The 14433-nt window shown below is 65.6% G+C and carries 12 protein-coding genes and 1 pseudogene; 3 read left to right on the top strand and 10 right to left on the bottom strand.

What is annotated here, in order from left to right; genetic code table 11:
- The first annotated feature begins 92 nt into the window (after positions 1-92).
- A complete protein-coding gene (locus ACYQ0Z_RS07515) occupies positions 93-1070 on the top strand; it encodes an asparaginase (protein ID WP_459866175.1) in 978 nt (325 codons plus the stop codon).
- Positions 1071-1072: 2 nt separating this feature from the next.
- Here ACYQ0Z_RS07515 and ACYQ0Z_RS07510 read toward each other — a convergent pair whose 3' ends face one another.
- The gene (locus ACYQ0Z_RS07510; protein WP_459866172.1) at positions 1073-1816 is read right to left on the bottom strand and encodes an IclR family transcriptional regulator; all 744 of its coding nucleotides are present in this window, start codon (positions 1814-1816) and stop codon (positions 1073-1075) included.
- A 260-nt stretch (positions 1817-2076) separates the two neighbouring features.
- Here ACYQ0Z_RS07510 and acnA point away from each other — a divergent pair, with 260 nt between their 5' ends.
- The gene (gene acnA / locus ACYQ0Z_RS07505) at positions 2077-4812 is read left to right on the top strand and encodes an aconitate hydratase AcnA (protein ID WP_459866169.1); all 2736 of its coding nucleotides are present in this window, start codon (positions 2077-2079) and stop codon (positions 4810-4812) included.
- Between the two features lie 152 nt (positions 4813-4964).
- On the opposite strand, the gene ACYQ0Z_RS07500 is transcribed toward acnA, so the two are convergent.
- The 3 genes and pseudogenes from ACYQ0Z_RS07500 to ACYQ0Z_RS07490 all read right to left on the bottom strand — a co-directional run bounded on the left by ACYQ0Z_RS07500 (position 4965) and on the right by ACYQ0Z_RS07490 (position 7570).
- Positions 4965-6263, bottom strand: a complete 1299-nt coding sequence (locus tag ACYQ0Z_RS07500) for a Glu/Leu/Phe/Val family dehydrogenase (protein WP_459866166.1) — start codon at positions 6261-6263, stop codon at positions 4965-4967.
- 90 nt (positions 6264-6353) lie between these two features.
- Positions 6354-6641, bottom strand: a pseudogene (locus ACYQ0Z_RS07495) (fluoride efflux transporter FluC); the annotation flags it as partial.
- A complete protein-coding gene (locus ACYQ0Z_RS07490) occupies positions 6623-7570 on the bottom strand; it encodes a D-alanine--D-alanine ligase family protein (RefSeq protein ID WP_459866163.1) in 948 nt (315 codons plus the stop codon). The pseudogene ACYQ0Z_RS07495 and the gene ACYQ0Z_RS07490, both read right to left, overlap by 19 nt.
- A 127-nt stretch (positions 7571-7697) precedes the next feature.
- Here ACYQ0Z_RS07490 and ACYQ0Z_RS07485 point away from each other — a divergent pair, with 127 nt between their 5' ends.
- Entirely contained in the window at positions 7698-8429 is a 732-nt protein-coding gene (locus ACYQ0Z_RS07485; RefSeq protein WP_459866160.1) for a PIG-L deacetylase family protein, read from the top strand.
- 30 nt (positions 8430-8459) lie between these two features.
- On the opposite strand, the gene ACYQ0Z_RS07480 is transcribed toward ACYQ0Z_RS07485, so the two are convergent.
- From ACYQ0Z_RS07480 to ACYQ0Z_RS07455, 6 genes are all read right to left on the bottom strand, one after another.
- Positions 8460-9050 (bottom strand): genetic competence negative regulator, encoded by a 591-nt coding sequence (locus tag ACYQ0Z_RS07480; protein WP_459866157.1) that lies wholly within the window; start codon positions 9048-9050, stop codon positions 8460-8462.
- A gap of 122 nt (positions 9051-9172) precedes the next feature.
- Positions 9173-9460, bottom strand: a complete 288-nt coding sequence (locus ACYQ0Z_RS07475; protein WP_459866154.1) for a hypothetical protein — start codon at positions 9458-9460, stop codon at positions 9173-9175.
- 111 nt (positions 9461-9571) lie between these two features.
- Positions 9572-10006 (bottom strand): hypothetical protein, encoded by a 435-nt coding sequence (locus ACYQ0Z_RS07470; protein WP_459866151.1) that lies wholly within the window; start codon positions 10004-10006, stop codon positions 9572-9574.
- A 152-nt stretch (positions 10007-10158) separates the two neighbouring features.
- Positions 10159-11598 (bottom strand): NAD-dependent succinate-semialdehyde dehydrogenase, encoded by a 1440-nt coding sequence (locus ACYQ0Z_RS07465; RefSeq protein ID WP_459866148.1) that lies wholly within the window; start codon positions 11596-11598, stop codon positions 10159-10161.
- Between the two features lie 95 nt (positions 11599-11693).
- Entirely contained in the window at positions 11694-13244 is a 1551-nt protein-coding gene (locus tag ACYQ0Z_RS07460; RefSeq protein ID WP_459866145.1) for a RecQ family ATP-dependent DNA helicase, read from the bottom strand.
- Positions 13241-14395: a YpbB family protein gene (locus tag ACYQ0Z_RS07455; protein ID WP_459866142.1), complete on the bottom strand. Its 1155-nt coding sequence runs from the start codon at positions 14393-14395 to the stop codon at positions 13241-13243. The genes ACYQ0Z_RS07460 and ACYQ0Z_RS07455 overlap by 4 nt, the downstream gene beginning before the upstream one ends.
- Positions 14396-14433 lie beyond the last annotated feature (38 nt).

The raw sequence follows: 14433 nt of genomic DNA, 5'->3' as shown, positions 1-14433 counted from the left end.
ACTTCCCCCTTTCCTTAACGGGGATGTTGGGTTGTTTGTGCGCAATGGAGAAAACAGGCAGGGAAAAGACAGACAAAAAGGAGGCGATTCCCGTGAACCGCCCTCACGTTGTGGTCATCAACACCGGCGGCACCATCGCCATGCGCGCCGAGGAAGGAAAAGGCGTGGTGCCGACCAACAAGCTTCCCTTTTCCGCTCTGCTCCCCTACCTCGAGCGGCACGCGCGCATCACGATGGACGACTATTTGAACATCCCGTCGCCCCACATGACGCCGCACCACATGCTGGACGTAGCCCGGCGGGTGCGGGCGGCCGTGGCGCGGGACGACGTTCACGGCGTCGTGATTACGCACGGTACGGACACGCTGGAAGAGACCGCCTTCCTGCTCGACCTGGTGGTCAAGACGGACAAGCCCATCGTCGTGACCGGAGCCATGCGCGCCAGCGACGAGTTGGGAGCTGACGGGCCCGTCAATTTGCTTGCCGCCGTGCGGGTCGCCGCCCATCCCGATAGCCGCGGCAAGGGCGTCCTGGTGGTGTTCAACGACGAGATCCACGCTGCCCGTTATGTAACGAAAACGCACAGTGCTAACGTGGCCACCTTCCAGTCGCCCCTACACGGCCCCGTCGGGACGGTCACCCATACCGACATATTCTACCACCATGCGCCGCTTGTACGGGAGCATTTCCCCGTCGACACCCTCGCCGAGAACGTTGCCCTGGTGAAAGCCGCCGCCGGAACGGACGATTTCTTCCTGCAAGCATGCGCCGACCGCGGGGTCGACGGCGTGGTTATCGAAGCCCTCGGCCTGGGCAACCTGCCGCCGGCCATGGTGCCCGGCGTACGCCGGCTGCTCACGGCGCGCATTCCCGTCGTCCTTGTCTCCCGCTGCTACAACGGCATGGTTTTGCCGGTGTACGGATACGAAGGCGGCGGCCGCCAGCTGGATGAGCTAGGGGTCATCCTGTCTTCCGGGCGGCTCAACGGGCAAAAGGCGCGGATCAAGCTGATGGTGGCGCTTCCCTTCAGCCGCGACATGAACCGGCTGCGGGAATGGTTCCGCCGGTAGGGTTACGGGACGAGCCGTCCCATCCGCTTGGTCGCGTCGATGACGTACGGGGCAATTTCCTTCATCTTTTCGAGGGTCAGCCGACTGGCGGGGCCGGAGACGGACAAGGCGGCAACCAGGCGTCCCGAACGGCTGAAGATCGGTGCCGCCACCGCCGCCGTACCCGCCTCCCGTTCCTCGACGCTGGTGGCGTAGCCGAGAGCGCGGATGGTCTCCAGCTGGCGCAGGTAGGCGTTTTTGTCCACCTGCGGCGGCCAGTCCGGATCGGCGAGGATCTTCGCCCGGGTTTGGGGGTCGGCATACGCCACCAGTACCTTGCTCGAAGCACCGACGGAAAGCGGCAGGCGCACCCCGATGGGTGCCACCCGGCGAATCGTTTGCTGGCTTTCCACGGCCTGCACGCGCACGCGGTGCTTCCCGTCGCGCACGTACAGGCTAACCGTTTCGTCGAGCAGGTCACGCAGCCGCTCCATCTCCGGCAGGAACAGCACCGCCGGATCATGGGGCAGCATCAAATTGCCTGCCAGCTCCCACACGCTGTAGCCGAGACGGTACTTTTCCGTCACGCTGTCGCGCATGACGAAGCCTTTCTCTTCGAGGGTGTTCAGCAAACGATGCACCGTGCTCTTGTTGAGCGCCACCCGTTTGGCGATCTCCGTCAAGCTCAGCTCCTTCGCTTCGGAGAACGCAAGCAATATGTCCAGGGCCCGTTCAACCGCGCGAACGGTCAGCTTGTGCCCTTCCATGGCGACGACCCCATTCCGTTTGGAGAAATCGGCGGACCTGGAATGTTCCACTATATGAAACGCCCTTCGGTAACCATTGTACTGGACAGGCCGTCTTCCGTAAAGCGTGCCGGCAGGGTAACGTGACTTTCGGCCATCCAAAATAGAGATGACGTGCCGGCGCTGATGCGATATAATGGTGCCAGGTGGAGAAACCTGGTTTCATAGAATGAAACCTCATCCGCCCGCGAATCCAGATTGCAAAGGAGGGAGTGCCGAAGATGGCCGCAAAGGATCCGTTCAACGTACGGGCCACCCTGGAGGTGGGCGGGAAGACCTACACGTACTACCGCATCCAGGGTCTTGAAGAGCAAGGATACGGCCCCGTTTCACGCCTGCCCTACTCCATCAAGGTACTCTTGGAGGGGGCCGTACGCCAGTTTGACGGGCGCGCCATTACGGCCGACCACGTCAAGCAGTTGGCCAACTGGCCGGAAGCTCACAAGAACAAGCAAGAAGTGCCGTTTAAGCCGGCGCGCATCATCCTGCAGGACTTCACGGGGGTTCCCGCCGTCGTCGACCTGGCGGCGATGCGCAGCGCGGTCCAGAAGATGGGCGGCGACCCGAAACGCATCAATCCGCTGGTGCCGGTGGACCTCGTCATCGACCACTCGGTGATGGTCGACACCTTTGGCAGCAAGGACGCCCTCGAGCGCAACATGGAGCTGGAATTTGCGCGCAACGAGGAGCGCTACCGTTTCCTGCGCTGGGCCCAGAAGGCCTTTGACAACTTCCGCGTCGTCCCGCCGGCGACGGGAATCGTCCACCAGGTGAACCTGGAGTACTTGGCCACCGTCGCGGCGACGAAGACGGAAAACGGCGAGACGGTTGTCTTCCCCGACTCCCTCGTCGGCACCGACTCGCACACCACGATGATCAACGGCTTGGGCGTGCTGGGCTGGGGCGTCGGCGGCATTGAGGCCGAGGCCGGCATGCTCGGGCAGCCGCTGTATTTTGTGATCCCGGAAGTGGTGGGCTTCAAGCTGACCGGCCGCCTCGCAGAGGGGGCCACGGCCACGGACCTCGCCCTCACCGTGACGCAGATGTTGCGCAAGAAGGGTGTCGTCGGCAAGTTCGTCGAGTTCTACGGTCCGGGCGTCTCGACGCTCACGCTGGCCGACCGCGCCACGGTGGCCAACATGGCGCCGGAATACGGGGCAACGATGGGCTTCTTCCCCGTCGACGACGAGACCCTCAACTACCTGCGCCTGACCGGTCGCAGCGAGGAACTCGTCCAGCTCGTCGAAGCCTACTACAAGGCCCAGGGCATGTTCCGCACCGACGACGCGCCGGAACCCATCTTCTCCGACACGATCGAGCTCGACCTGTCGACGGTGGTGCCCAGCCTGGCCGGTCCGAAGCGCCCGCAGGACCGCGTGGAACTGACGCGGATGAAGGAGGCGTTCAACGAGACGCTACGCGCTCCGCTGGACAAGGGCGGCTTCGGCCTCAGCGAGAGCGAGATCGGCAAGGCGGTGGAGATCACCCACCCCAACGGCGAGAAATCGACACTCAAGACCGGATCCGTCGTCATCGCCGCGATCACCAGCTGCACGAACACCTCCAACCCGGGCGTGATGCTCGGCGCCGGTATCCTGGCCAAGAAAGCCGTCGAGCGCGGGCTCAAAAAACCGCCGTACGTTAAGAGCAGCCTGACGCCGGGTTCCCGCGTCGTGACGCAATACCTGATCAACGCCGGTCTGATGGACGCCCTGGAGGAACTGGGCTTCCACGTCGCCGGATACGGATGCGCCACCTGTATCGGCAACAGCGGTCCGCTGCCCGAGGAAGTGGCCCAGGCCATCGCCGACAACGACCTCACCGTGGCGGCGGTGCTCTCGGGGAACCGCAACTTCGAGGGGCGCATCCACCCGTTGGTGAAGGCCAACTACCTTGCTTCCCCGCCGCTGGTCATCGCCTATGCCCTAGCCGGTACGGTGGACATCGACCTGACCAAGGACCCGATCGGCATCGGCAAGGACGGCCAGCCGGTGTACCTGAAGGATATTTGGCCGACGCCGGAAGAGCTGCAGGATGCGATGAAAAAGGCCATGGATCCCGAGCTGTTCCGGCAGCAGTACGCCAACGTCTTTACCGGCAACGCGCGCTGGAACGCCATCCCGACGCCGGAGGGCCTTCTTTACGAGTTCGACCCGAACTCCACGTACATTCAGGAGCCGCCCTTCTTCACCAACCTCACGGAGGAGGTCGGCGCCATCGAGGAGATTCGCGGCGCGAAGGCGCTGGCGCTTCTGGGCGACTCGGTGACCACCGACCACATCTCCCCCGCCGGCAGCATCAAGCCGGACAGCCCGGCCGGCAAGTACCTGCTCGAGCGCGGGGTGAAACGGGAGGACTTCAACTCCTACGGTTCCCGCCGCGGCAACCATGAGGTGATGATGCGCGGCACCTTCGCCAACATCCGCATCCGCAATGCCATGGTGCCCGGCGTGGAGGGTGGTTACACCAAGTACCTGCCCACCGGCGAGGTGCTGCCGATCTACGATGCGGCGATGAAGTACCAGGAAGCGGGCACCCCGCTCATCGTCCTGGCCGGCAAGGAATACGGGACGGGCAGCTCCCGCGACTGGGCGGCCAAGGGCACGTACCTCCTCGGCGTCAAGGCCGTCATCGCCGAGAGCTTCGAGCGCATCCACCGCTCCAACCTCGTCGGCATGGGCGTGCTGCCGCTGCAGTTCGCCGACGGCGCGTCGTGGAAGTCGCTGGGCATCACCGGCGAGGAAACCTTCGACATCCTCGGCCTGGACAACAATATCCAACCCGGCCAGCGCCTGACGGTGAAGGCGACGCGGCCTGACGGCACCTCCTTCACCTTCGAGGTTATTGTCCGCCTCGATAGCACGGTGGAGATCGACTACTACCGCAACGGTGGCATCCTGCAGACGGTGCTGCGCCAGCTCCTCCGCGACGACAAGGCCAACATGCCGGTGGCCTAAACGCCGCCGCGGAAAACGTGGAAACCCCCGGCGGGGTCTTCCCCGCGCCGGGGGTTTTTTCGTTCGGGGCCGCGCGTGGCGCGTAACGGCCGTCGGAAAAAAACACGCTCCCTGTCCGCCTCCGGACAGGGAGCGTCCCCCTGCTGTCCGCCTTATACCCAGCCGCGAAAGCGCGCCGCTTCGGCCATCTTGCGCACACCCACCATGTACGCGGCCAGGCGCATGTCCACCTTACGCGACTGCGCCGTCTGGTACACGTTCTCGAAGGCGCGCACCATCATCTCCTCCAGCTTGCGCTCCACTTCTTCCTCGCTCCAGTAATAGCCCTGGTTGTTCTGCACCCACTCGAAGTAGGAAACGGTGACGCCGCCGGCGCTGGCCAGCACGTCAGGCACGAGGAGGATGCCGCGATCGGTGAGGATCTTCGTCGCCTCGTAGGTCGTCGGGCCGTTGGCCGCCTCGACGACGATCTTGGCCTTGATGTTGTGGGCGTTTTCCTTGGTGATTTGGTTCTCCACCGCCGCCGGCACCAAGATGTCGCACTCCAGCTCGAGCATTTCCTTGTTGGTGATCGTATCTTTAAACAGGGGCGTCACCGTTCCGAAGGAGTCGCGACGATCCAGGAGATAATCGATATCAAGGCCGTTCGGGTCATACAGCGCCCCGTAGGCATCGGAAATGGCGATCACCTTGGCACCGGCGTCGTGCATGAACTTGGCCAGGTAACCGCCGGCGTTGCCAAAGCCCTGGACGATGACGCGCGCCCCTTCCAGCTTGATGCCGCGCTTCTTCGCCGCCTCGCGGATGCAGATGCTGACGCCCTTGGCCGTGGCGGTCTCCCGGCCGCGCGACCCGCCGAGCACCAGGGGCTTGCCGGTGATGAAAGCAGGGCTGTCAAATTCGCGAATGCGGCTGTACTCGTCCATCATCCAGGCCATGATTTGCGAGTTCGTAAACACATCCGGCGCCGGAATGTCTTTCGTCGGACCGACGATCTGGCTGATGGCCCGCACATACCCGCGGCTGAGGCGCTCCAACTCCCGGAACGACATTTTCCGCGGGTCGCATTTGATCCCGCCCTTTCCGCCGCCGTACGGAAGGTCCATGATGCCGCACTTGATGCTCATCCAGATGGAGAGCGCTTTCACTTCGTCCAAGGTGACATCGGGATGAAAGCGGACGCCCCCCTTGGTGGGACCGACCGCGTCATTGTGCTGGGCACGGTAGCCCGTAAATACTTTCACCGATCCGTCGTCCATCCGCACGGGAATGCGCACGGTCAGCACGCGGATCGGTTCCTTCAATAGCTCATATACCTGCTCGGGATACCCGAGCTTGTCCAGCGCTTCTTTGATCACGCGCTGCGTCGAAGCCAGCAGTTCTGCTCCCGCTTTTTCCGCGTCCTGTTGCTCCGTACTCCTCTCCTTCTCTTTCGCTACGCTGTTGCCCATTGGCCAACCACCTCAATTCATGATCATGGCAGTCCCTTCACCATACCAGTATACACCGGGTAGAGGAGAAGGAAAAGAGCGGACATCCTCCTATCCCATTCGTCCCACCCACAGCCCCATCCATGCCGCCGCCACGCCGGTGACGACACTCCCGACGGCATATCCGAAGGCGAGCGCCGCATGCCCGCCGGCCGCCAGACGCAGGATTTCCAGGCTGAAGGACGAAAAGGTGGTGAAGGAGCCTAAGAACCCGCCCACCAGCGCCGTGTACGCCAGGGGGGACAATCCCCCTCGCTCGATGCCCACCCCATACAGAAGACCGATTAAGAAAGATCCGGCCACGTTGGGGGCCATGGCCGTCACTCCCGCGGCTTGTGCAGGGCCAGCTGGATGAGACGGTCCACCATGTCCGGGTACGACAACCCGTACGCCCGCGCCGCGTCTGGAAAGAGGCTTGTTTCCGTCATGCCGGGGAGCGTGTTCACCTCCAGCAGCACCGGATCGCTTCCATCCTTTGGCACGATGAAATCGACGCGGGCATAGTTTTGGCAACCGAGCAGGCGGTAGGCTTCCACCGCCCACTCCCGCACCTTCCGTTCGGCTTCCGGCGTTATGCGCGCCGGAATGATGTGTTCGCTTCCCCCCGGTGCGTATTTCGATTCGTAATCATAGTAAAAGTTCCTGCGTGGTACAATTTCGATGACCGGCAGCGCCACCGGCTGCTCGTCGCCGAGCACGCCCACCGTCACTTCTACACCCGGCACAAAGGTCTCCACCAGAATGGTGTCGTCATAGCGGGCGGCCTGCTCCAGGCCGGAGCCAATCTCCTCCTCCCGCTGGGCGACCGTGAGCCCGACCGTTGACCCTTCCCGGTTGGGCTTGATCACGAGGGGCAAGCCCAGTTCGTGGGCGAGGGCAGCAGGCGTCACCCGATCCAGCTCTTCCCGCCGGATCACCCGGTCAGGCGCCACGCGAATCCCCGCCTGCCGCGCCAAGGTTTTGGTGCGCGCCTTGTCCATCGCCAGGGCGCTGGCCAGCACGCCGGAACCCACGTACGGCACACCGAGCAAATCGAGGAAACCCTGCAGCCGCCCATCCTCCCCGTACCGGCCGTGAAGGGCAATGTACACCACATCAGCCTGAAGCTGGACCAGCCGGGCCAGGCATTCGCGCGTGGGCCGAAAATCAATCCCGACCACGTCATAGCCCTTGGCCCGCAGCGCCTCCATGATGCCGCGCCCCGTCCGCAACGAGACTTCCCGTTCGGCCGTATCGCCACCGTACAGCACGACAACGCGTACCGCCACGCTCTGATCACTCCTTCTCTCTTTCTGTGCGTGTAAGGGTTTCGCCGGTTTCTCCCCCATTATACACATCCGGCGCGTCCGGGTTGCGCGTTTTCACCCGACCTCTGCGCGAAAGGAGTTGACACCCTTGGAAAAACGGCTGCTTCTCGTGTTCGCCCATCCGGACGACGAAAGCTTTACCGTCGGCGCCGTCGTGGCGCGCTATGTACGAGAACAGGGGTGCCGCGTACACCTACTCTTGGCCACGCGCGGCGAAGCGGGCAAGCCCGGTTCACCGCCGGTGTGCACGCCGGTGATGTTGGCCTGGCAGCGGGAGCGAGAGGTGCGGGAGGCCTGTCGGATCCTAGGGATCGAACGCGTCACCTTCCTCGGGTTCCGCGACGGCCACCTGGCCGACGTGCCGCGACACCACCTCGCCACGCCCATCAGAGCATACCTGGATGCCTTCCGTCCCCAGGTGGTCGTCACCTTCCCGCCCCACGGCATCTCCGGTCACCCGGATCACCGTGCGATCCAGGAGGCCACCTATGCCGCAATCACTGCGCCCGGCACACCCGAGGAAGTGGTGCGCCTCTACTACGTGACGTTGCCCGCTTCCGCTGCAGAAGCGTCGCGCCGGCGCGTGTTCACCGACCCAGACGACACCCTCGCCGCCACCGTCAGCGGCGAGGGCTACGCCCACGTTGCCGCCGCCGCCCTTGCCGCCCACCGGTCGCAGCATCTGTCGGTCGAGTCGGTGTTTCCCGGGGCCACACGCGGCGACGCAACCCATGTGCGGACGAAAAGCCATTTCCTGCTCGCCTGGGCTCGCATCCCCCAGCCAGCCGCCCACGTCGACGACCTGTTCGCGGGCCTGTAGCTCCGCACAGGGCACACGCGTCCGGTCCGATCAGCCGCCGAAGTAGCGCCACACCGTCTCGATGGCCCGATCCGCAGCAATGGGCTTCCCGTACTCCTCCAGCATCGCCATCGTCACGGCACAGGGCTCTCCGTGTTCCGCGAGGATGGCGATCACGGCGTCAACATCGGCAGCGTCCACATCCGCGGGAGAAAGGGCCAGCACGTACCGCTGGCCGTAATGATACAGTCGCCCCCCGGCATCCACGTAGCGACGAATGCGCTGGACCGCCTCCACCACTTGATCAAAATCGGGAAAGGCGAAGACGATCGTGTCGCTTTCCTCCATTGTCACGTGCATCTCGTACCCCTGGTCCTCGTCGATGACCACATCCGCGTTGTTCTTGCCGCGGGTGATGATCACCACCATGCCCTGTGCGGGGAGCGCGAAAACTTCCACGGCCACCGGTCCGGTCACTTCGAAGCCCAGCTCGAGATACGCCTGTTCCATCATCTCCTGGAACAGGTCGTATATCTTCGGAATGTCTCGCCAGATGTCCTCTTTGGCAATGCCGCGCTCCGTGAGGTCATCAAAGGTGAGAAAAAAGCGGATCTTATCCGGGCTCAGCCGCTCGATGCGCATGGCCAACCCCCCTGTGGTTCCCCTATTTCAGGTTATGAGAGCGAAAATCGAAAGGTTCGGAGATGTTTATTGTACCACTCCCGGAACGAAAAGCGCACCCCACAAACAGGGTGCGCTCTTCCTTATATTGGGCGACCCTCCGGGCTCTCGTCCCGAAACGCTTGCGCCCACCGATCCATTTCCCGTTCGACAGCCGTCCCGTTCGATTCGGCAACCGGCGGTGCGGACCGCTCTTCGGAGATCCCGCCAGAGTGGGCGGCTGCGGTAAATGCGTTCTTTTCGTGCGATGGCCCATTGCCTTCGCTGCGCGCGTCCTGGCCATTGGACCGGCGCATGATCTGGCTGATCGCCAGCCCCGAGACGAGACCCAGCGCGCTCCCGACAACAAAGGGCATCCAGCTGTTGCGCACGGGCGTTCCTCCTTTTTCCTCCCGAAGATCAGCAGGTTCTGCTGATAGGTACGGTACCCGTACGTGCAGCGGGTTATGCGGAAAACGATCGCCGCGGCAGAGCCTGGTCCCCTAACGTGGGGGTGGCCCGCCGCGGCGAAACGCGTCCGAAAGCCGCTTTCGCTGGCGAAAGACCGACACCGACCGGACGATTTGGCCACAGACGAGGAAGCTCCACACGACGGTCATCGTGGTCTCCATTCGCTGGAACTGGACGGCCAGCACGAAGCAGGCAAACCCGGCAAGCAGGAGCACGGCCAGGTGATGGCCAAGACCGCCGGGCCGCCGCAACGCCCACAGCATGCGCAGCGCCCGGAACATGAGGTACGCGGCCAGCGCGGCGATGGCCACACCGAGGGTCAGCTGCGTAGGGTTCACCAGCCATGCGCCCAACCAGTCTTCCGCCGTGGCTGCTGTCACGGCCGGACCTCCGGCGTCGAGAAACGCGTCGGCCAGGCGGCCCAAGAACCACCCACCGATCATGAGGAGAAACGAACGCCCGTACATGCGGTCTCCTCCCCCTGCCCCGGTCCGGGTCGAGCCGACCCGCCGGTGCCCACGTGCTTCGTATCGTTCCCATGTTTATGCGCAACCGGGGCAGCCCAGCCACTGTCGCGGGGGAGGTCGCCGCAACATGAACAGAACCCCGGAGGTCGCCGTTAGATGCCGAACGATACGTACTTGGTCTCCAGGAAGGCCTCGATGCCCTCGCGTCCGCCCTCGCGCCCGATGCCCGACTCCTTCCATCCGCCAAAGGGGGCCTGGGGTACCGACGGAACGGGGTCGTTTACCCCGACGATGCCGTACTCCAATTGTTCGGAAACGCGCACGGCGCGCGATAAGCTCTGCGTGTACACATAGGCGGCTAACCCGTACCGGGAACGGTTGGCCCTGGCAATCGCGTCGGCTTCGTCGTCAAACACCGCCACCGGCGCCACGGGACCAAAGGTCTCCTCCTGCCATACGGCCATCGTCTCATCGACGTCGGTGAGCACCGTGGGGGCCACGAAATGCCCGCGCCCGTAGGCCCCCTCGGTTAGCCGATGGCCACCCACGACCACCGATGCGCCCTTGGCCCGCGCGTCGGCCACCTGGGCGAGCACCTTTTCCACCGCCGCTTCGTCGACCAGGGGCCCGATGTCGACGCCTTCCTCCAGGCCGTGGCCCACCTTCAGGCTGCGCACGGCGTCGACAAAGCGCGCCACAAACGCGTCGTAGATGCTGCGGTGGACAAGGATGCGGTTGGCGCAGATGCACGTCTGCCCGGCATTGCGGAACTTGCTCGCCACCACGCCCTTGACCGCCGCATCCAGGTCGGCGTCGTCAAAGATGAGGAACGGCGCATGTCCGCCCAGCTCCAGCGAGATGCGCTTCACCTGCGCCGCCGCTTCACGCATCAGGTACTTGCCCACTTCGGTCGAGCCGGTAAAGGTGATTTTGCGCACGCGCTCGTCCCGCAAGAGCACGCGGCCGATGCGCTCCGGCTCGCCGGTCACCACGTTTACCACGCCGGCGGGCAGGCCCACCTCGTCGAGCAGCCGGGCCAGGGCAAGGGCGGTGAGCGGTGTCTGCTCGGCCGGCTTGAGCACCACCGTGCACCCGGCAGCAAGGGCCGGGGCCACCTTGCGCGTCACCATGGCTGCGGGGAAGTTCCACGGTGTGATGGCCGCCACCACGCCGACCGGCTGGCGCAGCACCTGAATGCGTTTGCGCGGCGACGACGCCGGCACCGTGTATCCGTACACGCGGCTGGCTTCCTCGGCGTACCACAAGACAAACTGCGCGGCATACGCAATCTCCCCGCGCGCCTCGGCAAGGGGCTTGCCCTGCTCGCGCGTCAGCAGGCGGGCAAGGTCCTCTTGGTGCTCGAGAATGCGCTGGTACCACGCATGCAGTACGTCGGCCCGCTTGCGCGCAGGAAGGCCGGCCCATTCGGGAAAGGCCCGGTATGCTGCCTCCACCGCCCGCCGCACATCGGCTTCGGTGGCATCGGGCACCTCCCCGATCACATCGCCCGTCGCGGGATCGGTCACCGCAAAGGTACGGCCGTCTTCGCTGTCGCACCAGGAACCGGCAATCCACATCTTGTGCATGCGCATTCTCCCACTCCCTTCGCTGCGATACGGTTTTCCCCGCGCCGTTCGCTCGGGGTGAGCCGGTTTGCGGAAACGGCGCAGCCAGACCACGGAGGCGATCACATGGCCGCCGGCGTCACCGGCAAAAGCTGGGCCAGGCGCTGCCGCCACCCCATCGGTGCGGTTCCCTTGCCCCACGATGCCGCACCGGCCGCATCGGCGTAGGCCGTCCAGTCCACCCCGCACGCCCAGCAGCACGCCGCCGGCTTCTCGCCGCCCGGCGAACCGAAATAGCGGTCCAGCGCGGCGCGCCGACAGCCCTCGCCCTCCGCCCAAGCCGCCAGCGCGCGAAGGCGCCGCAAGCGGTCCGCCCTGCGCGCGCGCAGGCGGCGGGCTACCTGTTTGGCGAGGCCATCCAGATCGGCCTTGGCGTCCTGCCACGTCCACGTGCCGGTGGCGGGGTCGTAGGCCATCGCCCCCGTCAGCTCCAGCTGGGCCACCACCGCGGAGAGATGCCGCATCTCCGGGTCGTCGACTTCATCCAGGCATGCGGCACCTTCCCCTTGCGCGCGCAGACGGGCCAGAAGCGGAACCAGGGCGCCTTCGGCGGGATACTCGCTCACCACCAGTCGCTGCTGCAACGCCAGGTCGGCCCGGTCGTACAGCAGGCAGGCATAGGCCGGCGCGCCGTCGCGGCCGGCACGCCCCGCTTCCTGCACGTAGGCTTCCAGGGACGCCGGCGCGTGGGCGTGCAGGACGAAGCGCACATCGGGCTTGTCGATGCCCATGCCAAAGGCGTTGGTGGCGAACACCACAAACAGCTCGCCGGCGCGAAACTGCTCCAGAACTCGCGCCCGCTCGTCGGCGGGCATGCCGCCGTGGAAATACGCCGCCGGCCGCCCGTCGCGGCGGGAAAACCACGTGCAGAAAGCTTCCGCCGCCTCGCGCGTAGCCACGTACACGATACCGGGCCCGGCCAGGCGAGCAAGCCGTTCGGCCAGGACGGCCTGCTTCTGGGCTTCGCCCTCAACCGGCACGCAATCAAAGGCCAGATTGTCACGGTTAACCGGCAGGATGACGCGCACCGGGTCGCGCATCTTCAGCACGGCGACAATATCCTCCTGCACCGGCGGAGGGGCGGTGGCCGTCAGGGCCAGCGTCGGAGGACGGCCCAAGGCATGAACCACCTGGCCGAGGCGCAGGTAATCGGGTCGGAATTCATGGCCCCACTGGGAGATGCAGTGGGCTTCGTCGACGACGAAAAGGGAGACCCCCGCGCGCGCCAGGCGCTGCGCAAAGGCGGGCTGCACCAGCCGCTCCGGCGACACGTACACCAGTCGGTACGCGCCGGCGAAAAGCCGCTCCTCCCGACGCCGCCGCTCAGCGGGGTCCAGCCCGCTGTGCAGCGCCGTCACGCCGCGAAAGCCGCGGGCGCGCAGCGCGGCAACCTGATCCTCCATCAGGGCGATGAGGGGCGAAACGACAACGCACACCCCATTCAGCAACAGCGCCGGCAGCTGGTAGCAGAGGGACTTTCCGCTTCCCGTGGCCAGCACGCCCAGGGCGTCCCGGCCGGCGAGCACGGCCTCGATCAGCTCGGCCTGCCCCGGGCGAAAAGCGCGGTACCCGAAGTGGCGCTCCAGCGCCGCGCACAGGTCGGCTCGGTTCACCCTTTCCCCATCCCCCCGCTCATTCCCCACTGTGTTGCCGGCACCGCCACGCTTTCACCTCCGGCCCGCGCACGCGGCGGGCGGGTTAGCGCCAGGCGGATGGCAAAATAGGACACGGTGCCACCGAGGGCATCGCGGATCGCCCGCAACCGGACCGTTCCGAGTCGGCACCGTGCCGCCCACACCGCTTCATGGGTGGCGCGGTCCAGGAAGCGAAAGATGTCAAATGTCGGATCGCGCAAGGCGATCTCCACCACGTGGTCTTCCACCGTGGCCAGGCGCAGGCCCCGGCGGCGGGCCACCTCCTCCGGATCCAGTCCGCGCAGGAGGAGGGCGCGCGTCGCTTCCGCCGACGCGGAAAGCCCCTCATACAGCCGCGGCTCGGCCATGTTGTGCAGCAAGGGAAAACGCCTGGGTTCCCTCCATGCCGCCTCCTGCACGCGGGCCACCGCCACCCGCAACGCCGCGCGCACCAGCACCGGCGATGCCCCTGCGTGTGCGGCCAGCTGCTGCGCCGTGGCCCCGCTCAGACCGCAACCGGAAAAGGAGGCCACGAGCATGTCGGCCAGACGAGGCGGCAGCCCGTCGAGGACCTGCTCCAGCTCGGCGCGCAGCTGCGCGGCACAGCTCGCCGCCGAACGGCCGGCGAGCAGCGCCCGGACCCATGCCTGGGCATCGATGGCGCGGACCACAGGAACAAAGGCGGTTTGTCCCCGCACCAAGTGGGACAGCGTCTGCACCGCAAGCAGCAGTCGCGGGTAGAGCACACGCCAGGCGCGCTCGTCGCGCAGTCCGTCCCATGTCACGAGCACCGCGTCGACGGCGGCGCCGGCAGGAGCCTCGCGCAGGGCACGCGCCCCCGCGTCCGTAACCGTTATGGAACGGCGGCCGCCGTCGGCACGTCCGCCCTCGTCAAGGTAGCCCCACGCCACCAGCTCGCGCAGCCGGCGCCGCACCGCCTCTCCCTCGGTCCCGTCCACCACGGCGTAATATCGGCGCAGCCCGTACCAGCACACGTCCTGGACAGTCTGGATGCCGCGGTGCCCTGCCAGCACGCGCCACACCGCCGTGGCCGTCCGTTCGCCCGCCATCCCGGAAGCCACCCGCAACACCAGCCAATGCAAGGGGTCGAGGCGTGCCCAGGCGCCCATCGCCTTTCTTCGCCTCCTCGACCGCGTTTTCGCCATCA

It is taken from the genome of Calditerricola yamamurae, from assembly GCF_054654135.1.
Note: the sequence above shows the minus strand (reverse complement) of the source record. Positions and strands in the feature narration are given on the sequence as shown.